This window comes from Butyricicoccus sp. AF35-5AC (assembly GCF_003477715.1).
GTDB classification, from domain to species: domain Bacteria; phylum Bacillota; class Clostridia; order Oscillospirales; family Butyricicoccaceae; genus Agathobaculum; species Agathobaculum butyriciproducens.
This window is the reverse complement of record NZ_QUDX01000015.1, coordinates 1-21,501: the sequence shown is the minus strand read 5'-3', so window position 1 is coordinate 21,501 and position 21,501 is coordinate 1. Positions and strand designations below refer to the sequence as shown.

Annotated in this window: 32 protein-coding genes; 26 read left to right on the top strand and 6 right to left on the bottom strand. The window is 56.5% G+C overall.

The annotated features are described in order from the left end of the window. Nucleotides 1-2: 2 nt before the first annotated feature. Nucleotides 3-221 (top strand): helix-turn-helix domain-containing protein, encoded by a 219-nt coding sequence (locus tag DWZ82_RS13400; protein WP_118481223.1) that lies wholly within the window; start codon nucleotides 3-5, stop codon nucleotides 219-221. Between the two features lie 17 nt (nucleotides 222-238). Here the strand turns inward: DWZ82_RS13400 and DWZ82_RS13395 are convergent, their stop codons facing one another. Then, nucleotides 239-445 (bottom strand): hypothetical protein, encoded by a 207-nt coding sequence (locus DWZ82_RS13395; RefSeq protein ID WP_118481222.1) that lies wholly within the window; start codon nucleotides 443-445, stop codon nucleotides 239-241. Nucleotides 446-577: 132 nt separating this feature from the next. Here DWZ82_RS13395 and DWZ82_RS13390 point away from each other — a divergent pair, with 132 nt between their 5' ends. The 10 genes from DWZ82_RS13390 to DWZ82_RS13360 are packed head-to-tail and all read left to right on the top strand — an operon-like array spanning nucleotide 578 to nucleotide 4,762. Then, nucleotides 578-1,099, top strand: coding sequence for a hypothetical protein (locus DWZ82_RS13390; RefSeq protein ID WP_118481221.1), 522 nt, complete (start codon nucleotides 578-580; stop codon nucleotides 1,097-1,099). Nucleotides 1,100-1,159: 60 nt separating this feature from the next. Further along, a complete protein-coding gene (locus DWZ82_RS15240) occupies nucleotides 1,160-1,306 on the top strand; it encodes a hypothetical protein (protein WP_158575264.1) in 147 nt (48 codons plus the stop codon). Then, complete coding sequence (locus tag DWZ82_RS15235) at nucleotides 1,303-1,467, top strand: hypothetical protein (protein ID WP_158575262.1); 165 nt, start codon at nucleotides 1,303-1,305, stop codon at nucleotides 1,465-1,467. The genes DWZ82_RS15240 and DWZ82_RS15235 overlap by 4 nt, the downstream gene beginning before the upstream one ends. 28 nt (nucleotides 1,468-1,495) lie before the next feature. After that, nucleotides 1,496-1,666 (top strand): hypothetical protein, encoded by a 171-nt coding sequence (locus DWZ82_RS15230; protein ID WP_158575260.1) that lies wholly within the window; start codon nucleotides 1,496-1,498, stop codon nucleotides 1,664-1,666. Then, nucleotides 1,653-1,922: a hypothetical protein gene (locus DWZ82_RS13385; RefSeq protein WP_118481220.1), complete on the top strand. Its 270-nt coding sequence runs from the start codon at nucleotides 1,653-1,655 to the stop codon at nucleotides 1,920-1,922. Before DWZ82_RS15230 ends, DWZ82_RS13385 begins: the two co-directional genes overlap by 14 nt. Continuing rightward, complete coding sequence (locus DWZ82_RS13380) at nucleotides 1,922-2,158, top strand: hypothetical protein (RefSeq protein WP_118481219.1); 237 nt, start codon at nucleotides 1,922-1,924, stop codon at nucleotides 2,156-2,158. Before DWZ82_RS13385 ends, DWZ82_RS13380 begins: the two co-directional genes overlap by 1 nt. Beyond that, complete coding sequence (locus tag DWZ82_RS13375; protein WP_118481218.1) at nucleotides 2,145-2,453, top strand: hypothetical protein; 309 nt, start codon at nucleotides 2,145-2,147, stop codon at nucleotides 2,451-2,453. The genes DWZ82_RS13380 and DWZ82_RS13375 overlap by 14 nt, the downstream gene beginning before the upstream one ends. Next, nucleotides 2,398-2,901 (top strand): helix-turn-helix domain-containing protein, encoded by a 504-nt coding sequence (locus tag DWZ82_RS13370; RefSeq protein WP_118481217.1) that lies wholly within the window; start codon nucleotides 2,398-2,400, stop codon nucleotides 2,899-2,901. Before DWZ82_RS13375 ends, DWZ82_RS13370 begins: the two co-directional genes overlap by 56 nt. Further along, complete coding sequence (locus tag DWZ82_RS13365; protein WP_118481216.1) at nucleotides 2,902-3,276, top strand: hypothetical protein; 375 nt, start codon at nucleotides 2,902-2,904, stop codon at nucleotides 3,274-3,276. Nucleotides 3,277-3,289: 13 nt separating this feature from the next. Next, nucleotides 3,290-4,762 carry a PcfJ domain-containing protein gene (locus tag DWZ82_RS13360; RefSeq protein WP_118481215.1) on the top strand — a complete coding sequence of 491 codons (1,473 nt, stop codon included), beginning with the start codon at nucleotides 3,290-3,292 and terminating at the stop codon, nucleotides 4,760-4,762. A 15-nt stretch (nucleotides 4,763-4,777) separates the two neighbouring features. Here the strand turns inward: DWZ82_RS13360 and DWZ82_RS13355 are convergent, their stop codons facing one another. Genes DWZ82_RS13355 through DWZ82_RS13340 form a run of 5 tightly spaced genes read right to left on the bottom strand, consistent with a single transcriptional unit; the run spans nucleotide 4,778 to nucleotide 7,463 of the window. Next, the gene (locus DWZ82_RS13355) at nucleotides 4,778-5,770 is read right to left on the bottom strand and encodes an AcrVA2 family anti-CRISPR protein (protein ID WP_118481214.1); all 993 of its coding nucleotides are present in this window, start codon (nucleotides 5,768-5,770) and stop codon (nucleotides 4,778-4,780) included. Then, nucleotides 5,770-5,946 (bottom strand): hypothetical protein, encoded by a 177-nt coding sequence (locus tag DWZ82_RS15225; protein ID WP_158575258.1) that lies wholly within the window; start codon nucleotides 5,944-5,946, stop codon nucleotides 5,770-5,772. The genes DWZ82_RS13355 and DWZ82_RS15225 overlap by 1 nt, the downstream gene beginning before the upstream one ends. Before the next feature lies 1 nt (nucleotide 5,947). Beyond that, nucleotides 5,948-6,280, bottom strand: coding sequence for a hypothetical protein (locus DWZ82_RS13350; protein WP_118481213.1), 333 nt, complete (start codon nucleotides 6,278-6,280; stop codon nucleotides 5,948-5,950). Between the two features lie 3 nt (nucleotides 6,281-6,283). Next, nucleotides 6,284-6,691 (bottom strand): hypothetical protein, encoded by a 408-nt coding sequence (locus DWZ82_RS13345; protein WP_118481212.1) that lies wholly within the window; start codon nucleotides 6,689-6,691, stop codon nucleotides 6,284-6,286. Nucleotides 6,692-6,695: 4 nt separating this feature from the next. Then, nucleotides 6,696-7,463, bottom strand: a complete 768-nt coding sequence (locus DWZ82_RS13340; RefSeq protein ID WP_118481211.1) for a hypothetical protein — start codon at nucleotides 7,461-7,463, stop codon at nucleotides 6,696-6,698. 179 nt (nucleotides 7,464-7,642) lie between these two features. Here DWZ82_RS13340 and DWZ82_RS13335 point away from each other — a divergent pair, with 179 nt between their 5' ends. The 15 genes from DWZ82_RS13335 to DWZ82_RS13265 all read left to right on the top strand — a co-directional run. Next, a complete protein-coding gene (locus DWZ82_RS13335) occupies nucleotides 7,643-8,437 on the top strand; it encodes a rolling circle replication-associated protein (RefSeq protein ID WP_118481210.1) in 795 nt (264 codons plus the stop codon). Between the two features lie 198 nt (nucleotides 8,438-8,635). Further along, a complete protein-coding gene (locus DWZ82_RS13330) occupies nucleotides 8,636-9,001 on the top strand; it encodes a hypothetical protein (RefSeq protein ID WP_147356943.1) in 366 nt (121 codons plus the stop codon). Nucleotides 9,002-9,180: 179 nt separating this feature from the next. Then, nucleotides 9,181-9,771, top strand: a complete 591-nt coding sequence (locus DWZ82_RS13325; RefSeq protein ID WP_118481208.1) for a recombinase family protein — start codon at nucleotides 9,181-9,183, stop codon at nucleotides 9,769-9,771. A 134-nt stretch (nucleotides 9,772-9,905) separates the two neighbouring features. Further along, nucleotides 9,906-10,430, top strand: a complete 525-nt coding sequence (locus tag DWZ82_RS13320; RefSeq protein WP_118481207.1) for a helix-turn-helix domain-containing protein — start codon at nucleotides 9,906-9,908, stop codon at nucleotides 10,428-10,430. Beyond that, nucleotides 10,427-11,773, top strand: a complete 1,347-nt coding sequence (locus tag DWZ82_RS13315) for a phage terminase large subunit (RefSeq protein ID WP_118481206.1) — start codon at nucleotides 10,427-10,429, stop codon at nucleotides 11,771-11,773. The genes DWZ82_RS13320 and DWZ82_RS13315 overlap by 4 nt, the downstream gene beginning before the upstream one ends. Continuing rightward, a complete protein-coding gene (locus tag DWZ82_RS13310; protein WP_118481205.1) occupies nucleotides 11,757-12,317 on the top strand; it encodes a hypothetical protein in 561 nt (186 codons plus the stop codon). Before DWZ82_RS13315 ends, DWZ82_RS13310 begins: the two co-directional genes overlap by 17 nt. After that, a complete protein-coding gene (locus DWZ82_RS13305; RefSeq protein WP_118481204.1) occupies nucleotides 12,310-13,905 on the top strand; it encodes a portal protein in 1,596 nt (531 codons plus the stop codon). Before DWZ82_RS13310 ends, DWZ82_RS13305 begins: the two co-directional genes overlap by 8 nt. Continuing rightward, nucleotides 13,898-14,122: a hypothetical protein gene (locus tag DWZ82_RS13300; protein WP_118481203.1), complete on the top strand. Its 225-nt coding sequence runs from the start codon at nucleotides 13,898-13,900 to the stop codon at nucleotides 14,120-14,122. Before DWZ82_RS13305 ends, DWZ82_RS13300 begins: the two co-directional genes overlap by 8 nt. Nucleotides 14,123-14,134: 12 nt before the next feature. Continuing rightward, nucleotides 14,135-14,440, top strand: coding sequence for a hypothetical protein (locus tag DWZ82_RS13295; RefSeq protein ID WP_118481202.1), 306 nt, complete (start codon nucleotides 14,135-14,137; stop codon nucleotides 14,438-14,440). Between the two features lie 322 nt (nucleotides 14,441-14,762). Continuing rightward, nucleotides 14,763-15,674, top strand: a complete 912-nt coding sequence (locus DWZ82_RS13290) for a hypothetical protein (protein WP_118481201.1) — start codon at nucleotides 14,763-14,765, stop codon at nucleotides 15,672-15,674. 18 nt (nucleotides 15,675-15,692) lie between these two features. Next, entirely contained in the window at nucleotides 15,693-16,748 is a 1,056-nt protein-coding gene (locus tag DWZ82_RS13285; protein ID WP_118481200.1) for a chitobiase/beta-hexosaminidase C-terminal domain-containing protein, read from the top strand. Nucleotides 16,749-16,801: 53 nt separating this feature from the next. Further along, complete coding sequence (locus DWZ82_RS13280) at nucleotides 16,802-17,179, top strand: hypothetical protein (RefSeq protein WP_118481199.1); 378 nt, start codon at nucleotides 16,802-16,804, stop codon at nucleotides 17,177-17,179. A gap of 3 nt (nucleotides 17,180-17,182) precedes the next feature. Continuing rightward, the gene (locus DWZ82_RS13275) at nucleotides 17,183-19,102 is read left to right on the top strand and encodes a hypothetical protein (protein WP_118481198.1); all 1,920 of its coding nucleotides are present in this window, start codon (nucleotides 17,183-17,185) and stop codon (nucleotides 19,100-19,102) included. A gap of 9 nt (nucleotides 19,103-19,111) precedes the next feature. After that, complete coding sequence (locus DWZ82_RS13270; protein ID WP_118481197.1) at nucleotides 19,112-20,146, top strand: hypothetical protein; 1,035 nt, start codon at nucleotides 19,112-19,114, stop codon at nucleotides 20,144-20,146. Continuing rightward, nucleotides 20,146-21,501: hypothetical protein (locus DWZ82_RS13265; protein WP_199667505.1), on the top strand; the 1,356-nt coding region annotated here is incomplete at its 3' end. The genes DWZ82_RS13270 and DWZ82_RS13265, both read left to right, overlap by 1 nt.

Genomic DNA, 21,501 nt, shown 5'->3' with positions numbered 1-21,501 from the left:
AGATGGCTTTTTACGAAAAGATTTCCGACTACATTGAACAGAATGGCATTAAGCAGACTTTTATCGCTGACAAGTGCGGTTGGACTAAACAGAAGCTCTACAACTTATTACACGGTAGAAACCGTATATCGGTGGAGGACTATGAGGCAATCTGCGAAGCACTGAGCGTGCCTTTCGATTTCTTCTGTACGAAAAAAACAAAGACCACCAGCGGAAGCTGATGGCCTTTGCGAAACGGTTATCTTGCTGCTGCGATGAGTGCATCTGAAATAGACTTTGCGAGTTCGTTCAGCGCACTGGTGTTAGCGGCACAGATTTCCTCGACAAGCTGCTTGCTCTGCTCGTCTGCGGCCGACTTTTCAAGAATTGCGGAACAGTTTCGAGAAAATTCATCACCGATACAGCCGAGCTCAGCCTGCAGCCTGTCATAGATTTTGTAATCCATGCGCGATCTCCTTTCATAGAATTTCGCCATATTCTTTAGGGCTCCACCTCTTGAGACGTGCAAGGATACAATTCTATTGTTACATATTCCTTAACCGTAGTCAATAAAAACATTACTGAAAGGAATGAGAAGATGGACACCGAGAAAAACAAAGAAGCCCCGCGGGACGGGACTTCTTACAGCTTGGCGCCGTATTCCGGCGGGTGGTCTACACCGGAACGAATCCGGAAGCAGGTTCGCAAGGTTATGCAAGCCGAGAGACGCGAACAGCTGCTTTCAAAGCCGCTTGTCCGCGAATGGGACGCGGCGTTGTTGTTCCACATTGAAAATCTTCTGCTAAGAGGATTTTATACACTGGGTATTGATGAAATGCTGCGGGAACAGATCGCGGAAGCCTGCGACAGAATGCTCGCGCACGTCTATCAGACGGGTGTGGTAACGCTCAGCGAGAATGAGGCGGCTATGATTCTTGATTTGCATACGCGTCCTGCGTGGCCTTTATACAAGCATTGCATGCAGCACAATCCGCACATTGCTCACAGCCGTTGCACACATACCGCAGAGAGCCATCGGGAAAAGGCAACAGATATGTGTACACCGTCTGAGCGCAATGATACAGAGGGCAATCCACCTGTTTTGAACGAAAATCCATGAAAACACCTCCTTTTGCTTTTCAGTATAGCGCGGGAGGGACGGAAATACAAGGAGCACACCATGAAGTATGAAGTTTGGGTTTTGGAGAAGCGCCTGGTCGGTGAGAACCGATGGCGGCAGTTTTTCTGCGACGGCAGGCAGGAGGCGCTGGACGTTGCAGAGGGATTTATTGATATTGCGGAAAAGATCGAGGTGAAACCTGCATGAAACCTTACAATGAATATCTCGCCATGACGGCAGAGCAGATCATGGCTGACCCGGAAGCGCCGGAGAGCCTGCGGATCGCTGCCCGCATTGAGCTTGAGAAAGCACAAAAGTTCGATTTAGAGGCAGAAGCGGCGCGGACGGCAACAGACAAGCCGGTGTAAGCATAGGCTTTAGAAAGGGGTGGTTACGGTGGCAATCGTGGCTGAATATCATTATCCGAACGGTACGGTTTGCATAGACGACGACTGCTACCGTGACGTTCCGCCGGAGGAAATGCAGCGGCGCATTGAGCGCCTGCAGAAAACGGCGTGGGAATTACTGATGAATCAGGAACGGAGGAAGAAAGATGAAGGCAAGTAAGTTTATGATGAGCCTGTCGGCGGCGGTGTTCGGCGGCGTGATGTACATGCAGATCGCGGGTGCCTGCAGCCGAATGCAGGCGGCGGTGCTCGGAACGGCGATGCTGGTTTGCATGGCAATCTGCTATGCCGATCTGCAGCGTGAAAAGCGCCGGAAGGCCGTGCAGGAGGATAAGGCCCGCAGAGCGGCTCGCGTCTCCATGGACAAAGCGGCGCACATTGCATACCGCGCCGACCTGATGAGGCAGATTCGCTGATGGCTGACTGGAAGAAAAACCGGCAGAAGTTCCAGATGCCGCATGACCGGGTGGAACGCTGTATGCGGTATGTGAAGGCCGTCGAAAAAGCAAAGCGGAAGGCTGAGAAAGCCAAAAGGGTCGCAGCGCGACCGGAGCCTGCGCAAGGAACGGCCGAGTTCGAGGCGCTACTGCTCGAACGGTGGCAGGCTCGGCAGGAGGCTAAAAAACAGGAGGGCGGCCATGCAGAGATTTAGCGGATTGGAGATCAAACCGTATTCTCAGCTGACCGAGCTGCCGCGGGTGCGGATCGACAGGGTGCGCGTTGAGGTTCAGCGCACCCTGTTCGGCGAGGTGGAGTATCACCTTGTCGGCACCTACGGTGACGAGGGAAGGGCGTACCCGATCTGTCAGCCGTTTGCCGAGCTGCCGGACGTATGGGAAAAAAAGAAAGAAATTGAAAGCGCCATTTTCAAGGCGCGCCAGGAGGAACAATATGCGAAAAAAAGAAAAGACGCGGGTTATCTGGAGACACCCGCAGGGCCGGTTTGAGCTGCGGGAAACCGAGCATTACAGTCTGTTCGACCACTGCACATACTACACGCGCGAATGCGTATTTACGCCGCAGGACGATGCGCGCGGGCTGTGCAGCGAGGTGCCGACAGCCATTTATGTGCCGGAGGAAATCAAGCAGGAGGGTCGGTGGCAGCCGCGCGTGACGGACGAGGAAAAACAGCAGCTTGTGAAAATGTATCAAGCAGGCATGCCTATTCGCGCTATTTCAAGGGAGACCGGACGTGCTTGCGATACGATCTCAAACGTACTGGAGGAGCTGGGCTGCCGGAAGAAGAAGCTGCATAAGTCGGTTCACTGGACGTATGAGGAATTTCAGAAGGCGGTAGCTATGCGCAAGCGCGGCTATCTGTACAAGGAGATCGGCGCGGCGCTCGGCAAGAGCGATCATGCCGTGCAAAATAAGTTTGCGAGGGAGGGGTACTAAATGAGCCTGCAGAAAATCCGTGAGGCGGTGCAGGCCGCCGAGGGCAACGCCCGCCAGATGGGCGAAGTTGTACTGATGATCGCCCAGGCGGACGTGCACGCCGCCGAGGTGATCGCGGCTGACCTCGATAATCCGGAGATGAGCTTCGACAAGTGCTTCAGCGCGCTTTATGAGTATGCGAAAAAGCACCAGAAGAACTACTCGTGGTGTTGTGTGTGCAATCGCTTTGACCCGGAGAATCCGGTTATTCAGGTTGTTGCGGACTTCTATAAGGTGCCGTTGGATGGCGTTCAGCCTGCGGCAGAGCCGATGGAGACGGAACCCCAAGCGCTTACGGCTGAACCGGAAGAACTGGATCTTATGAATCTGCTGTAAGGAGGCGGGAATCGTGTTTGAGGTCAACGACATTCCGCCGATCGACGGCTGGGAGCTGCAGCAGCTGATCGCCGAGAATGTGCAGCACGAGGAATTTCTTTTTTTCCGGTTTTACGCCGGGGATGAGCAGGATTACTTTGGGCCGGACAGCTACACCAAGCGGTATGAATGCTTCTGCACGGCCTGCCGGGAGCGGTTTACCGAGCCGCATTCCGCCGGACCGGCCAGCAAATGGAGGATATGCCCGCGCTGCGGCAGGTATATCCATGCTTCGCGCTGGCCGGCAAACGACAGGCGCAAGGCACTGGCGGGCTGCTCGTTCGCGTTCCACTTTTTTCAGCGCGGACAGCGCGGTGAGGTCTGGATGACCAGCTTGCAGGTGCGGATGAATCCGGATTTTCTCGATTGCAAGTACGCGGCAAATGAGTACGCCCGGTATGTGTTCTTCGAGGGCGGCGCGCGCAAGTGGATCTGGAAACAGTCGTTATGCTTCGGTGACGGCTGGAAGCTGCTGACAAACTGCAATTTCGTGGGCTGGACGACCTTCGCCGGAAACCGCCGGGCGAACGTCTGGGCGCTGCCGAGTGAGCAGGAGCTGCGCGGAACGTGTCTGCAATACAGTCAGCTTGAGCATGCCTACGCGGCTTTGCAGGATCTGCCGAATTATCTGGCGCTGTACTGCAAGTATCCGGCGGCGGAATACCTGTGGAAGATGGGACTCGGACACTGGCTGCGGGAGCGCGAGCACGGTTGGGGACATCGGTTTAGGATGCTCGTTAATCTGCGGGCGAAAACGCCGGACAAGCTGTTCCGCGGGCTGGACAAGGCCGACATCCGGCTGTTCCGGCGGGAAAACCTTGGGCTGGCGGCGGCGTTTGAGTATCGCACCTTGAAATCTGCCGGTGCGGCTCGGCCGGACAAGGCCAGCGCGGCATTTGCAAGTGCGCTAGCGTTTTCGGTTGATTGGTCCGACATCGTGCAGGAATGCGAAATCGAAATCCGGCAGTGGCGCAAGTACATCGAGCGGCAGTCCCGGCGCGCGGAAAGAGCGCTCAGCACGATGCTGATAGAGCACCGCGACTATCTGGATCAGCTCCGGCGGCTGGGCATATACGGCGACCGGCTGCCGGACGATCTGCATGAGGCGCACGCGCGCCTGAGCGAACGCGAACGGCGGCTGGCGAACCGCGGGAAAAACGAGAAATTCCGCACCCGGCGGCGGCTGCTCGGCTGGATGTGCTGGCGGTACAAGGGGATGCTCATCCGGCCGGTGGACAGCGCCGAGGAGATCGTGCGCGAGGGCGAGGAGATGCGGGATTTTATCAAAAACGCCGTCAGCAACGGGCTGACGGCGGCGGAACTCCTTACCTGCATGACGGCGGCGGTGGTCGCCTTTGGCTTTGGCGCGTATGAGTGCGACTATCGCAAGTTCTTTGTCGCGGAGGCGCGGAAGGTCTGGAGGATGAAGAGTAAAGCCAGCCCGTGAGGGCTGGCTTTGGGGTTACTTGACGGGATGGATTGTCGTGACATCCGGATCGGATTTACTCCCGACTAAGATCGGGTGTGTCCATTTTAGGACGAGCCGCCGTTTGTCAGGCTCGGACTTCGGTCCGCACCAGTAGTGGTGCCAGTGCCCGCGCCGGGTATGTACGCGGACATGGCCTCCTGCTTGCCGTGTATGTGCGGCGGCTTGGTGTTTCGATTCAGTCCGCGCTCGCCGGAGTGCGGAGCCGATTACAAGCCCTGTTGGATAGGACTGAATCTCGCGGAACTTATCACGGATTGGCGCGCCCGCTGTGCGCGGCCGGTAGCTGGGCTCCGGCGCAGCGCTTATATCTGCGTTTTGTGAGCAGATATACAGGTACAAATTCAGACCGCGCATGATACTCTTGCGGTCAAAATTGAGCCGTGCATCCTTATCGTGCTTGGCTGCATTTGCTCGGCGGATGGTCCGACGGATGCAGTCGCCGATGGTTTTGCCCGACAGCTTGAGCATCTGCGTCACCGAATCCCGCGCGGTGAATACCCATGTCAGGCACAAAATCGCCTCTCTGGTATCGACGTCGCGCGTGATATACGGAAAAAATCCGATAAAATCCTCGCTTATCATGCCCGGCGAGGAGATGAACGGCAGCTTGTAGGGCGGGTGCAGCAGCGCCTCGACCGGAAGCTCGTCCGCATCGCTCCATGCATCGGCCTGCTCGATCAGCTCGGCCGCGAGGGCGCTGTCGTAGGCATACACGATCTTGTGTGTCCGCCAGATCGCCAGCGCGTGCAGCTCGTAGGCTGCATTTACTTTTGCAAATGCAGGTACATTCGGTGCGGACCGCTTTTGGACGATGCTCAGCGCGGCGGCCAATTCGGCATCATCGGCCAATTCCGGCTCGACTTGGGGGACACGTTTCGCCAGCTCGGCGAAATCCTCCCACAGGTTCGGGATCAGGTTCGTCCATTCGCGGACAAGAGGCAGAGGTGTTTGATTTTCCGCAATCATTAAGGCTCCTCCTTTGTTTTTCGGCCGTGGGATATGAGGATAGGGTCAAACAGCTCTTTTTCCTTTTTTTCGCGGGCGGCGACTGCCTCCGCGATGCTTGCGTAGCGGCCGAGGTGGTAGGTGCGGCCCTCAAAGGTGATGCTGGCCGCCCACAATTTGTAGTATGGCTTTGACATATCAGACGTATTTCTGCCAGACGTTATCTTCGTGCAGCGCTTGGATCTTCTCGATCGCTTCATCAGAATACCAGCGATTACGGAAGTAAATCTCAGTACCGGCACGGCGTCCATACCATGCGTCTACGCAAAGTTCGGCGATCTTTGCTTCGTTTCCGTAGTCCTCCGGCGGCAGGAGTTTTGACGGAATGCGGAACGGCTCCTGCGGGCCGTGTGTCCATACGTTGTAACGTTCGATCTGCAGGCGGCCGCCGCCGATATTATAGATGATATAGCCTTCTTCGTTGCCGACGTCCAGCTTTCCTTCAAAGCTGCGGTAAAGCTCTGTTTTCATTTTTCAGTCCTCCTTGAGTGCATTTGTGAGCAGCGTCTCGACATAGGCGCTGAGGCTGATATTCTGTGCGGCCGCGATACGGCGGGCCTGCTCGATGAGCGAGCAGGGAAGCGAAAGATTGATAGCTGCGCGGCTGTCATCCTCGGATACGGTGCCGAAAAGCTCCTCGTATTTGTTGGCGGAAACGTTGCTTTCAGCCCACTGCCGCGCGTCCTCGTAGGACAGCGGAACAATGCCATCGTCCAGCGGACCGCGGAATACGTCGCGGAACAGGAAGAATTCGCCGTTACGCTTTTGGTACAGGGTCAAGGCGTAGAAATCGTATTCTTCGATGCTGCCGATATCGACAGGATCGGAGCAGCGTTTTGCGGTGGATGTGTCGTAAACGCGGTTGTTGATGATCTTTTTCATGGTGTTACTCCTTTCGGCTGGCGTGGCTGATATTGTTAGCGATAAGATTGCAAATACGCTCGAACTCGTGTTTTGGGTCAGCTGTTATTGCTGCGGTAAGCTGATCCGGCCGGCAGTCCGGGTTGAGGCCGAGCGCCTCGTAAGGCAAGGCTGCAGTGAAATATGAGGTTTCCAATGACGGAACATTGGTCAATCGGCCTGCGCGGTCGATATGCACGATAAATTCAAGGTGATCGTCGTGAGTTTGCGGATAGCGGTTTAACAGGTATTCATGGATTTCTGCTGCAGTGTGCTGCGGCTCGGGTTCTTCGGCCGGCGCCTCTGCGGGCTGCGGCTTGGACTCAACAGATGCTTTGATCTCCTCAAGCAGTTCCGGCTCATCCTTAACGGTAGAGGTGCAAAGAAGGTTTGCGCTCATGCCGCGGTGCTCGATCCACCACTTTGCCTCGGTTTTGTGTGCTGCGATAACATCAAATGCGGCTTTCCATGTCTTGTCGAGATCGGTTGAATGCTCGATCTGGTGAACAAAATCAGCGCGGATGCTGATTGCCCAGCTGATCTGCTTTGGGGAACCGGTCAGCTCCGGCATGTAAGCGGTAGCTGCTGCGGCTGCTGCAGTTTCGCGCTTGTGGCGGCACTCGTCACACTCGGTGATATTGGCGACGGCCCACTGCTCGAAATTGCGGGCGATCTCGGTATTGCGCTTATTGGCACGGATAACAAATTCCTTGCCACAGGTTGCACATTTGCAGGTTGCGTTAGCGATTGCCATATTGATAACCCCTTTCAGGTTTTTTGTTGATCTCTTTAACTGTCTTTATTATAGCATAGAGTTTGCGCAAAGTCAATAGATATATAGAGTTTGCGCAAAGTCAAGTGACGAAAAACATATAATATTTTTGTGCAATATGTTGCGGCGCAGATGCAGGAGTCGGCCGCAAGAGGTGATTTATGATTTATCAAAAACAGGAGTGCAATGGTGCGCTCTATCAGATGTGCCTTTATTCCATGGGCACGATGCCGGGCATGTCGCCCAGGCAGAGGGCGGGCAGACGGCGGACAACCGAGAAGGCCAAGCAGGAGATCAACCGGCGACAGCGCAAGTGGCGGCTGATGCAACTGATCAACGCGAATTTTGTGAGCGGTCGGGATCTGTTTGTTTGCTTGACGTATGCGCCGGAGGCGTCCAGAGCGCGGGCTTTGGAGAAATTCCATGCGAAGATGAAAAAGGCGTATGCCAAGATTGGCCTCACCTACAAATACATAGCGGTAACGGAAGAACATGACATGGACGGTGAGCCGGTGCGGCTGCATCACCACCTGATCCTCAGCGGCGCGCACGGCGTGCAGCTGGCCGAGGTGGTGCGTGATTGCTGGGCTTCCGGTCTGGCCGATGTGCGGACGCTGCGCGAGGGCGCGGACTTTTTCGAGGACACCGCCATCTATCTGCTCAAGGAGGATTGTCACAAGGGCAAAGGTGCGCGACGATACTCCACAAGCCGCAATCTCACGCCGCCCGCCGAGCCGGTGCGGCTCAGACTGGGCGAGGAGGAGGAGGCCGAAGTGCCGCCCGGCGTGAAAATCATCGAGCATGTACAGAATGCGAACGAGTTCGGCCGCTATGAGGTTATGGTCGGCCGCATTTACAACCAGGCGGCGTTTAGCGCGTGGTGGGCGGCACAGCGGCGCAAGGCTGCTCCCGATCCGTGGGAACGGCTGCGCAGGAGACGGCAAAGAAAAGTTTAAGATATCGGCGGCCGGGTCCGCCTGACAGCCTTGTAGGGGGTCTAACAATTCCCCTGCGGTTTATCGGAGAGGTTCGGACAAATGAATACAGAGTGTAATCACATTACTGTTTGTACTCTCTCAAAGGACGGAGCGCGCGGAAGCGCGTAACAGTGACGAGCGCAAGGCGGGAGGCCGATGCGGCAGGAGGTGTATCTGGTGACAAAAGACAGATTGCGGCAGATTGAAAGTCTGGTCTGTGAACTGGAAGAAGAAAGAGAACGGTTTGCACGGGAGGCGCGGCACCACAAGCGGATCGAGGAGACTTACGGCGTTGGCTGTCTGTTTGGTCGGGATGCACTGGACGCGGCACGGGATCGGCTGCAGGCCATTGAGGCCGAGTGCCAGGATGAGCGCGACACGGTGCGGCAGTGGATCGACAACGTTTCAGACTCCATGACCCGGCGCGCCCTGCGGCTACGGTATCTGGACGGCAAAAGCTGGAGCGAGTGCGCCCGGCGGATGGGGTATGCAGATGAGAGCGGTCCGAGGAAGTTGGTCGAACGATATATGCGGATGGACTGACGATGTGTCACCCGTCCGCTTTGCTGTGCCCTGCGGTGTAAAAATAGAACATGCCCAAATGGGCAGGTGTGCAGGAGCACCGAAAAACGTAAAAATAACATGGTTTTCCGCTTTGTTTTACAGTTGTAAAGCAAAGTCAAGAATACAACTTTACAAAACATCAACAAGGAGTGGATAACATGGCAAACGGAGCAAAATTAGCGTATGTGCGCGTATCGACTGAGGAACAGAACGAGGCGCGGCAGGTGGAAGCCTTGAAGCAGTATGACATTGACAAGTGGTTTATCGAGAAGGTGAGCGGCAAGGATATGAACCGCCCGAAGCTGCGGGAAATGCTGGACTATGCCCGAGAGGGCGATACAATCTACATCCACGACTTTTCCCGTATCAGCCGAAGCGTTGCTGACCTGATGACGTTGACCAAGGATTTACAGGAACGCGGCATCCATCTGAAAAGCAACAAGGAGGGCTTTGACACCATGACCCCTATGGGGCGTGCGATGATCGGCTTTATTGCAATCATCAATCAGTTTGAGCGGGAAAACATGCTGGAACGTCAGCGGGAGGGAATCGAGATTGCAAAGCGCGAGGGCAAGTACAAGGGCAGGAAAAAGACGGAGATTGCAGATATTGCTGGTGCATATCACAACTGGGTAACACGGCACAAGAGCAAGGCAACGATCGCACGGGAAAACGGGATCAGCAGGCCGACACTGGATCGGCTGCTGAAGGAGTACGAGCGGGAATTCATTGCAAAACAGAATGACTGAAAACACAAGCGCTTGGGCGGGCTGTGAGGCTCGTCTGGGCGCTTTTTTGCTGTCAGAACAAAGTTGTCCGTTTTGTCCGAAATTCCCGATTATACTTAAATCCAGAAAACAAGACACGCGCGGGAGGTGATTGGATGCAGCAGCGCGGGAGCAAGTACGATCAAAAAATTAAAGACGAGGCGCTTGCGCTCGTGGCGAGCGGCGTTTCGATCACAAACGCTGCGTGCCGGATGCGCATTCCCAAATCGACGCTTGCCGACTGGGTGCACACCCAGAACGAGAGTGACGAGGACGGTGTGGCTGCACGGCGGGAGATACGCCGCAAGCAGATTGCCCGGTGCGAGAAGATCGGGGACAAGGTTCTGCGCGCGCTCGACCGCAAGGCCCAGGCCGCCGCAAAGGACACCCGGACCATCAATGACGGACTGGCAGTGCTTGAAAAAGCGGCCAAGGACGGCGTGATTGCGCTGAGCGAGGCCGAGGTGGCAAGTCTAAGAAACGTTGTAAGCGATTACACCGGCGTCGGCCTGCGCGAGCTGGCCGGAACCATGAAGGATGTTGCGGCAAGACAGGAAACGCTGGAGCAGCACCTCGGCGAGAAGGACGGCACCGGTGTGCAGATCACGTTTGTGGATGGTGCGGAGGAACTGGCAGAATGAACAGCTTTGTGATTCCAAAACCCTATCCGAAACAGGTTGAGTTTATGAAAAGCCGGTCTCATTACACGGCTTATGGCGGCTCACGAGGTGGCGGCAAGAGCTTTGTCGCACGACTCAAGGCCAATATGCTGTGTTTGAGGTATGACGGCATTCAGATTCTGTTTATGCGCCGGACGTACCCGGAGTTGCGGGAAAACCACATTATTCCGGCTATGCGGGAGCTTAAAGGCATTGCGGAGTACAAGAGCGCGGACAAGGCGTTTGAGTTTCCAAACGGCTCACGGCTCAAGTTTGGTTACTGCCGGAACGACAGCGACTTACTCCAGTACCAAGGACAGGCTTATGACGTTATTTTTCTGGAGGAGTGCACGCTTTTTCCTGAGAACGTTTTTACAACAATGACCGAGAGCAACCGCTCATCCGGTCAGATGCGGGAGTTCTTCCCGCCGAGAATGTACCTGACTTGCAACCCCGGCGGCGTTGGGCATGCCTGGTTTAAGCGGTTGTTTATCGATCGAGATTATGTCAAGCAGGAACGAGCAGAGGACTACAAGTTCATTCAGGCCACGGTCTATGACAATCCGTGGCTTGTCAAAAACTCACCTAACTATGTGCAGTCGCTCGAAAATCTGCCCGAGGACCGCAAGCGGGCGATGCTGTACGGCGATTGGGACGTATTCGAGGGACAGTATTTCCCCGAGTTCCGGCGCGAGACGCACGTCTGCGAGGCGTTCCCAATTCCGGAGCACTGGACGCGGTACAAGGCGCTCGACTACGGCTTTGATATGCTGGCCGTCGGCTGGTTTGCCGTGGATGAGAACGGCACTGCGTATCTGTACAAGGAATTCTGCGAGGGCAAGGATTTGGGAGAAGGACACGATGGACTTATATTATCTGACGCGGCTAACGCCATCCTGGAGCGCTCGGACGAGTTGGAACGCGATGCGATCACCTTTGCACCGCCTGACCTCTGGAACCGGCGGCAGGACACCGGACGCAGCGCGGCAGACCGCTTTGCAGAATGCGGTGTGTATCTGGAAAAGGCGAAAAACGACCGCGTGCTCGGATGGCTCGATCTGAAAGAATATCTGAAAGTACGACGGGACACGGGCAAGCCGAGTTTGATGATCTGCTCCAACTGCACGCAGACCATCAAGAGCCTGCCGATGCTGCTGCACGATGAGAAGCACCCGGATGATGTGGCAAACGATCCGCACGAGTACACCCACCCGGCTGACATGCTGCGGTACTTTGTGGCCGGCCGTCCGATCGCGGCAAGCGAACCCAGAGAGTACAACGAACTGACTACTGAGGAGGAAATGGGAAATGTATTTAGCTATTAGCGCCGTTGCGGCGATGTGTGCTTTTCTGGCTGCTGTGCAGACCCGAAACGCCAAGCGCTTGGGCGAGGATTTGCGGCAAAAAACTGTGGAAGCGGAATCCTTTCAGCTGACTGCGCGGACGATGGAGGAACGCCTGCACACTGAGGAGGCGGCGCGCACGCAGCTTGCGGACCGCATTACCAAGGTGGAGACCGCCCTGCGGGAGAGTGAGGACACGGCCTGCCGGTTGCGGCAGGAGCTGCAGACCGGACGCAAAGCTGCGAAGGAGCTGCAGGAAGAACTCGATTCCACCAAGGATGCACACGACGCGGCAATCAGCGCGATGTGGAGCGCCCGCAACGAGGTAGACGGCCTCAAGCAGGAGCGCCGCAAGCTGAACGAGGCGCTCATCACCGAGCGGGAGACCGCAGAGCACTGGAAAGAGGAATTCCTCAAGGAACAGGCTTACAGGCTGAGTGCCGAGGGCCGCATTATGCGTGAGTTCAACAATTTGCTCCGCTATGACGGCACCGCCCACGGGCAGGAGGATTTGAGCGATGAATGAGCAGAAAATCACGCTCACGGCTGACAGGATACAGGCCGAATACGAAAAAGGTGTGCAGTACAACACCGGTATCGGGCTGTACGAGAACGTCAAGCAGTGCGAGAACTTCGTCGAGGGCAAGCAGTGGGAAGGACTGAAAAGCAAGAACCTGCGGCCGATCACGATGAACGTTCTCGACCCTATCGTACATTACAAGGTGGCGCAGATCGTCTCGAACGATGTGGATCAGGAGGTTGAGCCGTTCCTTCCGGATGAGCAGGCCGAGTATGCGGCGAAAATCCTTGAGCAGAGCATTGATCGTGTGGTTGAGCGAACAAAACTGAAAAGTAAGCACCACATGGTCCTGCGTGACGCCTGCGTAGATGGTGACGCGGCGCTGTATTTTTACTTTGACGCCTGCAAGCAGTCCGGTTTGGGCGGTGTGCAGGGAGAAATCTGCGCCGAACAGGTGATGAACACGAATATTCTGTTCGGAAATCCATCTAATGCGAACGTGCAGGAGCAGCCGTACCTTATTATTGTGCGCCGCAGACCGGTCTCTGAAATCCGCAAGGACGCGAAGCGGCTCGGCTGTGCCGAGCGGGAGAGTATAGAGGGCGAGTCCGACGGACTGTACAAGGGCGATGATGAGCAGAACAATAGCGACAGTCTCGGCAATGAGCTTGTGCGGTTTTGGAAATCCGAAGACGGCCGCGTGCACTACTGCCGCTCCTGCGGGCGCGTGATGATCGAGCAGGATGTGGCGACGGAAATGACACTCTATCCCGTCGCGTACATGAGCTGGAAGCCGCGGAAGAACTGCTATCACGGCGTGATGGAGATCAAACCGCTCATCAACACGCAGATTGAGATCAATAAGCAGTGGACGGCGCTTGCGCTCATGCTGCGGAACAACGCCATGCCCAAACTGGTTTACAACCGCAATAAGTTCCCCAAGGGATGGGACCCGGACGCGACGTCTATCGGCGTGACAGGCGATGTGAAGGACGCTTTGACCGGCGTTGCGGGCTCGATGCCCATTCCCACAGAGGCAACCGGCATTACGTCCAGCATGACGGACGCACTGAAAAATGTTGCCGGTGCGAATGATGCCGCGCTCGGCAACGTCAAGAATCCGGAGAACAGCAGTGCAATCGTTGCGGTGCAGACCGCGAACGCCGCGCCGCTCGCGCTGACCAAGATCGCATATTATCAGTTTGTTGAGGACTATGAACGGGTCCTCATCGACATGATGCATGCCTATTACGGCATGCGTCAGGTCAAGATCACTGACGAGATGACAGACGAGACCGGCGAGACGCAGGAGCAGACGCTTGTGGAGATGTATGACTTCTCAAGCCTGCCGGTGGAGGCGCTGGATCTCAATATTCACATTGGTGAGGCAAGCTACTGGTCGAGGATTCTGCAGGTATCTACGCTTAACAATCTGCAGACGGCAGGCGTTATGCCGAATATGGTTGAGTTCCTCAGCCGCATGCCGGAAGGCTCGGTTAAGGATCAGGAAGGACTGGTCGAGGCTGCAAAGAGAGTGCAGCAGCAGGCCAGCATGCAGCAGGCATTACAGCAGGGAGGTTTAATGAATGGATAACAACAATGAGAGCAAGGCGGAGCGCTTTGTAAGGTTGGCAGAGCCGCGCGTTTCGCGTGCGTGCAAGGCTATCAGTCTGATCGGCAATTTTGCGACCGGTGACTATGAGTACACCGACAAGCAGGTTCAAAGCATGTTTGCGGCGATGCAGGAGGAACTGGACGCGCAGAAGGCGAAGTTCACCAAGAAGGGAACGGACAGACCGTTCCGGTTTTGAGGGAGGTACGGCATGAAAAAGTTATTTATTTCTCAGCCGATGAAGGACAAGACCAACGATGAGATTGAACGCGAACGTGAGCGTGCTATCCGCGAAGCGACTGAATATATCGGTGAGCCTGTCGAAATCATCGACTCCTTTTTTAAGGATGCACCGCACGACGCAAAGCCACTTTGGTTCCTGGCTGAGTCTATCCGGCTTATGGCAGATGCGGATCTCGTTTATTTCGCCAAGGGTTGGAAGGACGCACGCGGCTGCATGATTGAGCGCGAATGTGCTGTGCAGTACGGCGTTCCGATTCTCGAACCTGATTATTGATTTTTCTGTTCCGGCGTTCGGACGGGCGGGAGCTGACCTCACCCGCCCCATTGATTCCCCTTATTTCTTTCTGATGGCGGGCACCCTCGTTCGGGTCGAGGGCGTCCGTCCGAGCGCCGGAACACGATATTTTCCTGCACTGCGGCGGGCGTGGGATTCTCGCCATATTATCCCGCGTCCGGGTTACGCATTCCCCGTGCGTGCAAGGATACAAGCGGGTGCAGTACCAGCGGAATGGTGCTGCGTCCGCCGGAGTGCAGGAACACACGATAAACACACGGCAATGAGACGAAAGCCTTTTGCATATAGGAGGATTGTCTAAATGAATTGGAAGACCAGCAATCACATGGACGGTTTTAACGGCGACGATTTCCTTGCGGCGCTTGAAGGCAATGACGATCTGGAAAACCAGCAGACCGCCGCCGAGGGCGCAGAGGAGACCGTGCAGGACGGCGCGGAAAACCAGCGCGCCGAAGAGCAGCAGGAAGAACCGGAGAATCAGCCGCCGGAGGGCGGCGAAGTACCGCCGGAGACGGTGGAACAGCCGGTGCAGACCGTGCCGCTCGTCTACAACGGACAGCAGATCCTGCTGCCGGCAGACGCAGTGCAGGCGCTGACCGGTGCGCTCGGCGCGAACCCGGTCGAACTGCTCCAGAAGGGCATGAATTATGACCGCAAGGCTGAGCGGGAAATGCGTGTACTGGATCAGTACGCTGAGGCCGCTGGCATGAACCGGCAGCAGTATCTGGAACAGCTGGAGGGCGCACGCAATGAGCAGCTGCTCTCGGCTGAAATCGAGAAGTGCCGCGCGGAGTTTCCGGAAACGCCGGATGCGGCGCTCAAGGCGATAGCCGAGGGCCGCATGGCTTCCCAGCGTGCAGCCGCGGCACAGGCCGCCGAACAGCAGCGGGCGGAGCTTTCCGCCATGCAGCAGCGCATTGATCAGACTGTTGAACAGGCACGAGAAGAAGCCGATGCACGCGCGTGGGAAGAATATGTTTCACTCTCTGGCGTGAAAAGTTTCGAGGAAGTGCCAAAACGCGTGCTTGAATTGGTGCAGCAGGAAGCTATGACGCCCGTTGCCGCGCACTGGCGCTATCAGGCTGAGCAGAATGCACAGGCTGTACAGATCGAAAAGAAGAACAACCAGAACAAAATGACAAGCCCGGGAAGTGTGCAGGGCAATGAGGGCGACACGAGCGACCCGTTCCTGCGCGGCTTACTGGGACTGTAAAAGGAGTGATTTTACAATATGCCTATTTATCTTACTGAACAGTATTCAAAAGCTGTAGAAAAGCTGTATACCCATACCTCGTTCCTGCGCCCGCACTGCAAGGCGCACGTTGACATGATCGGCAAGAAAACCTGCAAGGTTTACCAGATCCTCACCAGCGAGCTGAACGACTACAAGCGAGAGGGCAAGGACCGCTACGGCGTGCCGAACGATGTACAGGACATCGTAAACGAGTACACCATCACCCAGGACAAGGCGTTTACCGCCATTGTAGACAAGGGCGACGGCTCTCAGCAGGCTATCAGCAACAAGGCCGGCCAGTACCTGCGCCAGCAGATCTCCGAGAAGTGCGTGCCGACCGGCGACAAGTACGGCTTCAGCCGCATTGCACGATTCGGCCATATTCAGGGCGTTTCTGCTGCACCGACCAAGAGCGACATTATCTCCACCGTCTATGATGCTGCCGCCTATATGGACGATCACTATGTACCGGATGATGGCCGTATCCTTTTTGTCCGATTGAGTGACTACAAGAAGATCATCCTCTCGGACGAGTGGGTCAAGCTGGACAATCTGGCGGGCAAGCAGCTGCCCACAGGCGTCGTCGGTCAGGTTGCGGGCTTTACTGTTGTAAAGGTTCCCGACCGACTGTTCCCGACCGACGTTTATATGCTTGCGATTCACGAGCAGGCGCTTGCGTTCCCGTATACCATTGACGATACCAAAATCCACACCGATCCCCCCGGCGTTTCCGGTTCTCTGGTTGAGGGCCGTCAGATTTACGATCTGTTTGTGCTTTCCAGCCGTGCGGATTCGGTTGTCGTTGTGGCCAAGGCCGCAAGCCAGCAGGCGTGCACCGTAGCGATCGCTTCGCACAGTGCGACCGTTACGGCGGCAGATGCGGACGAAATCTGGTACACGCTGGACGGCTCGGACCCGCGCTTCTCCGCAAACCGCATGCTGGTCGCATCCGGCGGCACGGTTGCCACCAAGGCGGGCGAGACTATCAAGGTCGTTGCGTTCGGCAAGGGCGGCAAGCTGACTTCGGATGTAGCGGAGGCTACGGATAAGTAAAGACCCAGGAGGGCGGGCGGCTGCCCGCCCTCTGTTTGTTAGGAGGTGAGAGCGTGGCGACGACTATTAAACGCATTTACACGCTGGCACTGGCGAAAATTATTGAAGCACCCGGCACGGATGTCGATTATGACAGCTATTCGCCGCCGCTGCTGGACAGCCTGCTTGTGGAGGCGCTTCCGTATGAGAATGCCATCCGCGCACAGCGCGGTGACGAGGAGCTGACAAGCGCGCCGGAGATCACGACGATAGACAGCACGGCGCTCGACTGGGACGACCGGATCACGCGCGTTGCGCTGCCGTGGGGACTGGCTGCGGCACTGCTGTTCGACGATGAGAACCGTAAGGCGGAAAGCGTGATGTTCCGGAATGAGTTTGTTTCGGCGCTCGAGGACGCTGCGCCCGCTGTGCCGGATTACGGGGAGGAGTAAGCTATGCCGCGTAAGGTTACGGTGCCGGATTTCACGGAATCCGAGGAAGGCACCAAGCATTATAAGCGCTTTAAGGGTTTGGACTACTCCACGGATGAGACCCAGATCGACGATGGACGCTCGCCGCGTGCGGTGAACGTGATCGCAGACGAGGGAGGTTTCCCCGAGCGGCGCTATGGATGGCGCACGCTGCTACGGTTTACCGATGCGGACGGCAAGGCTGTTCCTGTCGCCGGTATTTTTCCCTATGAGAACGACAATGACGAGGAAAATCTGACGCTCATCGTCCATGCGGGCAGCAAGCTGTATGCCGTAAAGCTCGATGCAGACTACAAGGAAGTAAAGGACAGCCGCAAGGAGCTGCTGGACAAGCTGAACAGTGGCGGCCGCAGCCAGGGCTTTTACATGCACGGCAAGCTGTTCATCCTGACCGGCGAGCACTACGTTGTTTATGACGGCAAAACCGCCGTACACGCGACAGACGATAACGCCTACTGTCCCCTGACTAGCTATCAGCGCAAGGCGGCAGGCGGCGGCGAGACCTACGAAAACGTTAATATGCTGTGCAAGTGGCGTAAGAACCGCTTTATCGGAGACGGCTCGAGCACGACCTATCAGCTGGACGTGACCGGCATTGACAAGGACTGCACGCCGACGGCGGCCTATCTAAACGGCAGTGCAATTACTGTGAAAAGCTACGATGCGGAGAAGGGCACGGTGACGTTTGAGACAGCACCGAGCGCGCCGGAGAACGCCGGTATCTCCAATTTTGAAGTGAAGTTTGCCAAGACCACCGAGGACCGGAAGAAGGTGCTCGGCTGCACCATCTTTGCGATTTACGGCATGGATGGCAGCAGCAACCGCGTTTTTATTTCCGGCAACAAGGAGCACGCGGCTATGGAATGGTTTTCCGGCCTGTCCGACCCGACATATTTCCCCGACATTAACTATTCTGTCGTGGGTTCGAGCGATTTCCCCATTATGTGCTATCTCAAGGCACAGGGTGAATTACTGCTCATCAAGAAGGACAACCGGCAGGAGGGCACGATCTGGCACCACTCGGGCGCAATGCTGAACGATGTGGCAACCTTTCCGCTGAAAGAGGGCGTGCCGGGTTACGGTGCGATTGCAAAGTATTCCTCGGCAAACCTGAATGATGATCCTCTGTATCTCAGTCCGCGCGGCGTATATGCGCCGACTACGACGTATTACAACAACATGCAGGTGCGGCAGTTATTCTGCCGGTCGAGGCGTGTCAACCCCAAGCTGTGCAAGGAGCGCAGACTTGCGGACGCTGTAGCCGCCTGCTGGCGCGGCTGGTATGTGCTTGTGATAGACGGCTGTGCGTATGTGGCAGACGGCAATCAGGACAAAAGCGACAACGGCTATGAATGGTACTTCTGGACGAACGTGCCCGCAAAGGTGCTCTGTTCACACGAACAGGCGCTGTATTTCGGCACCGAGGACGGCAGAGTTTGCCGGTTTAATGACGATCTGGTAGACGAGAACAATGACATTATGATGAACGCGTTCTCGGATGACGGCGCGGCCATCCACACCGAGTGGGCTACCAAGCTCGATACGATGAACACGCCGATGATACTGAAAACCATGCCCAAGCGCGGCAGCGGCGTACACCTCAAGGCGTACACGCGCAGTGCGGTTGAAATTTGGGTAAGACTCGAAACCGACCACGGAACGCTCATGAAGCGCGTGACAGCGGATCGGCTGAATTTTCATTATATCAGCTTTGAACGGTTTCCGTTCGGAACGGTGGTCAACTCTATTATCCCGTTTCTTTTCAAACGAAAGGGCTGGAAGGCGATTCAGGTCATTCTGCAGTCCGACACGGTGGACGAGGGCTTCGGCGTACACGAAGTGGTCATCCGTTACTTTATTGCAAAGTACGCAAAGAGACAGTGAGGTGAGGACATGACGTTTGATGAAAGCAAAATTTCAGCCGAAAAAGCGGCAGAGACCGGCGTGCAGAGCCAGCCGGACGCGCTGACCGGCTCGGCCGAGGAAAACAAGAAGGTTTTCGATCTGCTGCCGCTGCTTATTATCGAGAGGCTTAACAAGCTGATCGAGAGCCTGCAGGCCGCAAACAGCGCCGGACAGATCGGCGCCGATGCATTTACCAACGTGACCGGCGGCACGGTGCAGGAGCAGCTGCAGAGTATCCAGAAGAACCTTGAGGACTACCGCAGAGAGGTAAAGGAGAACGGCGCGAAAAACGTCGGCATGACGCCGTTTGACGGCGTGAACGCAAACACCGTGCAGGCGGCGCTCGAGCAGCTGCAGGCTAACCTTGTGCGGTATATCAATGCTGTAAAATCCGCCGAGGGCGCGGGCAGGGTCGGCATTACGCCGTTCAAGGGCGTGACGAGCGGGACGGTACAGGCCGCGCTCGAGGAAATCCGCAGACAGATCGACGATGTAACGGCGGGCGTTATCCCGGACTACGGCGTGACCACCATCAAGCTGGCGCTGCAGGCCGTGACGGCGGACAGGCTGGCGCAGGATGTGCTTGATATGATCGAGGCCGCAGAGCCGGCACGCAGCACCAATGAGCTGGACGATTACACAATGGAGACCGGCCGCTTTATCAATGCCGGTGCGGGCTGGAACACGTTCAAGTTCCGCCATCCGTTCGAGGGCGTGCCGGTCCTGACGGTGACGCCGAAGGAATTTGACGGCTTTTGCGAAATTAAGAGCGTGACTGCGGAAGGATTCCTCTATTGCCTGCGTCAGCCGAGTTTGCAGGGCGGCAGTGCGACGAAGGGCACGGTGACAACGGCTACCGGCTATATCGGCTCAGATACGGGCACTTCGCCCAGTCACAGCAAGGTCACCTATGTTTCTGGCGTGACGCTGCCGGTAATCACGCTGCCGACATACGGCACAGTTACAACGGACAAGAAGATCGAAATGGATTATATCGCTATTGAGTTTGGAGGTGACGAGTAATGATCAAGAAGATTCAGCAGGATTTTAGTTATTACTCGCATGAGTTTAAGGATAACTACCGAAAAGGCGTACACCGCCTGCGCACTATCCTTGCCAGCAGGGCACAGGCACAGGCGTTTGTGAGCAATGCAGGCGGCGTTGCTGTCGTGCTCGGCTACGAGCCGGAAACACCGGACAAGAACGCACAGGAGCTGTATGCGCTGCTTGCGGCCTCGCCGTATATCGAAAATGCGGTACAGACGTTTCTGGGCAGTATTTACGAGGCGGGAGCGGAAAGCCAGGACGCGATGTATGCGGACAGCGCTCGCTGTCTGGAAATCCTGCACGATCCGGTTATGGCCCGTGCCGCAGGTGCCGGCACGGTAAGCGCCGGGAAATGGATCGCAACTCTGGCAGGACAGAGCTGTGCTGCCTACACGGACATTGCGGCTGTTGCCGCAAGCGAAACCGCGATGACTGCCGTGGCTGCAAGTGAGACTGCAATGGCGGCTGTAGTCAGCAACGCGACGGCGCTCAATGTGGTTGCAACCTCTCAGGCTGCGATGAACGCGGTAGCTGCAAGCGAAACTGCTATGACGGCGGTCATTGCAAACACCGCAGCGTTCAATACGGTGGTGACTTCTCATGTAGCGATGAACGCGGTAGCTTCGTCCTATGTGGCTGTGGCCGCAGTCTACGAGAGCGCGGTTGCGGTTGAAACTGTCAAGGCAAATGAAACAGCCTGGGCTACCCTTACGGGAGCGTCCAGCGCAGTTATGGGCAAGGCCGCGGCGAAGCTGGCCGGTTTGAATCCGGCGGACTATGCCGACATGACGGCGATTGCGTCGTCGTCGGCTGCCATGTCCGCAGTAGCGGCATCTCAGACCGCTATGGCGGCGATTGCATCGTCCCAGACCGCTATGGCGGCGATTGCATCGTCCCAGACCGCTATGGCGGCTGTGGCTGCGTCCTATGTTGCCGTGGCTGCTGTCTACGGGAGCGCGGTTGCAGTTGATGCCGTCAAGGCCAATGAAACAGCCTGGGCGACCCTCACGGGAGCGACCAGCGCAGTCATGGGCAAGGCCGTGGCAGTCCTTTCTGGCCTCAACCCGGACAGCTATGCCGACATGACGGCCGTAGCGTCGTCCTCGACCGCTATGACGGCAATCATCGGGAACAGCACTGCGCTTAACGCAGTTGTTTCGTCCTCGACCGCTATGGCGGCTATCGAGAAGTCGCAGGTAGCGAAGGACGCAATCGCAGCATCCGACATGGCAACTGCAAAGTATGCTGTCGGCGCTGCCGGTCTGAAGCCGGCAGACTATGCCAACATGGCAGCGGTAGCTGCATCCCAGACCGCTATGGCGGCGATTGCA

Bases quoted from the DNA above. Each gene is read 5' to 3' on its own strand.
- DWZ82_RS13355 (WP_118481214.1), bottom strand. From the start codon at position 5,770: ATGATTGCGGAAAATCAAACACCTCTGCCTCTTGTCCGCGAATGGACG.
- DWZ82_RS13320 (WP_118481207.1), top strand. From the start codon at position 9,906: ATGCAGCAGCGCGGGAGCAAGTACGATCAAAAAATTAAAGACGAGGCG.
- DWZ82_RS13370 (WP_118481217.1), top strand. From the start codon at position 2,398: ATGCGAAAAAAAGAAAAGACGCGGGTTATCTGGAGACACCCGCAGGGC.
- DWZ82_RS13380 (WP_118481219.1), top strand. From the start codon at position 1,922: ATGGCTGACTGGAAGAAAAACCGGCAGAAGTTCCAGATGCCGCATGAC.
- DWZ82_RS13365 (WP_118481216.1), top strand. From the start codon at position 2,902: ATGAGCCTGCAGAAAATCCGTGAGGCGGTGCAGGCCGCCGAGGGCAAC.
- DWZ82_RS13385 (WP_118481220.1), top strand. From the start codon at position 1,653: ATGAAGGCAAGTAAGTTTATGATGAGCCTGTCGGCGGCGGTGTTCGGC.
- DWZ82_RS13350 (WP_118481213.1), bottom strand. From the start codon at position 6,280: ATGAAAACAGAGCTTTACCGCAGCTTTGAAGGAAAGCTGGACGTCGGC.
- DWZ82_RS13285 (WP_118481200.1), top strand. From the start codon at position 15,693: ATGCCTATTTATCTTACTGAACAGTATTCAAAAGCTGTAGAAAAGCTG.
- DWZ82_RS15235 (WP_158575262.1), top strand. From the start codon at position 1,303: ATGAAACCTTACAATGAATATCTCGCCATGACGGCAGAGCAGATCATG.
- DWZ82_RS15240 (WP_158575264.1), top strand. From the start codon at position 1,160: ATGAAGTATGAAGTTTGGGTTTTGGAGAAGCGCCTGGTCGGTGAGAAC.
- DWZ82_RS13375 (WP_118481218.1), top strand. From the start codon at position 2,145: ATGCAGAGATTTAGCGGATTGGAGATCAAACCGTATTCTCAGCTGACC.
- DWZ82_RS13325 (WP_118481208.1), top strand. From the start codon at position 9,181: ATGGCAAACGGAGCAAAATTAGCGTATGTGCGCGTATCGACTGAGGAA.
- DWZ82_RS13395 (WP_118481222.1), bottom strand. From the start codon at position 445: ATGGATTACAAAATCTATGACAGGCTGCAGGCTGAGCTCGGCTGTATC.
- DWZ82_RS13400 (WP_118481223.1), top strand. From the start codon at position 3: ATGGCTTTTTACGAAAAGATTTCCGACTACATTGAACAGAATGGCATT.
- DWZ82_RS13295 (WP_118481202.1), top strand. From the start codon at position 14,135: ATGAAAAAGTTATTTATTTCTCAGCCGATGAAGGACAAGACCAACGAT.
- DWZ82_RS13275 (WP_118481198.1), top strand. From the start codon at position 17,183: ATGCCGCGTAAGGTTACGGTGCCGGATTTCACGGAATCCGAGGAAGGC.
- DWZ82_RS13345 (WP_118481212.1), bottom strand. From the start codon at position 6,691: ATGAAAAAGATCATCAACAACCGCGTTTACGACACATCCACCGCAAAA.
- DWZ82_RS13290 (WP_118481201.1), top strand. From the start codon at position 14,763: ATGAATTGGAAGACCAGCAATCACATGGACGGTTTTAACGGCGACGAT.
- DWZ82_RS13305 (WP_118481204.1), top strand. From the start codon at position 12,310: ATGAATGAGCAGAAAATCACGCTCACGGCTGACAGGATACAGGCCGAA.
- DWZ82_RS15225 (WP_158575258.1), bottom strand. From the start codon at position 5,946: ATGTCAAAGCCATACTACAAATTGTGGGCGGCCAGCATCACCTTTGAG.
- DWZ82_RS13340 (WP_118481211.1), bottom strand. From the start codon at position 7,463: ATGGCAATCGCTAACGCAACCTGCAAATGTGCAACCTGTGGCAAGGAA.
- DWZ82_RS13315 (WP_118481206.1), top strand. From the start codon at position 10,427: ATGAACAGCTTTGTGATTCCAAAACCCTATCCGAAACAGGTTGAGTTT.
- DWZ82_RS13270 (WP_118481197.1), top strand. From the start codon at position 19,112: ATGACGTTTGATGAAAGCAAAATTTCAGCCGAAAAAGCGGCAGAGACC.
- DWZ82_RS13310 (WP_118481205.1), top strand. From the start codon at position 11,757: ATGTATTTAGCTATTAGCGCCGTTGCGGCGATGTGTGCTTTTCTGGCT.
- DWZ82_RS13335 (WP_118481210.1), top strand. From the start codon at position 7,643: ATGATTTATCAAAAACAGGAGTGCAATGGTGCGCTCTATCAGATGTGC.
- DWZ82_RS13300 (WP_118481203.1), top strand. From the start codon at position 13,898: ATGGATAACAACAATGAGAGCAAGGCGGAGCGCTTTGTAAGGTTGGCA.
- DWZ82_RS13390 (WP_118481221.1), top strand. From the start codon at position 578: ATGGACACCGAGAAAAACAAAGAAGCCCCGCGGGACGGGACTTCTTAC.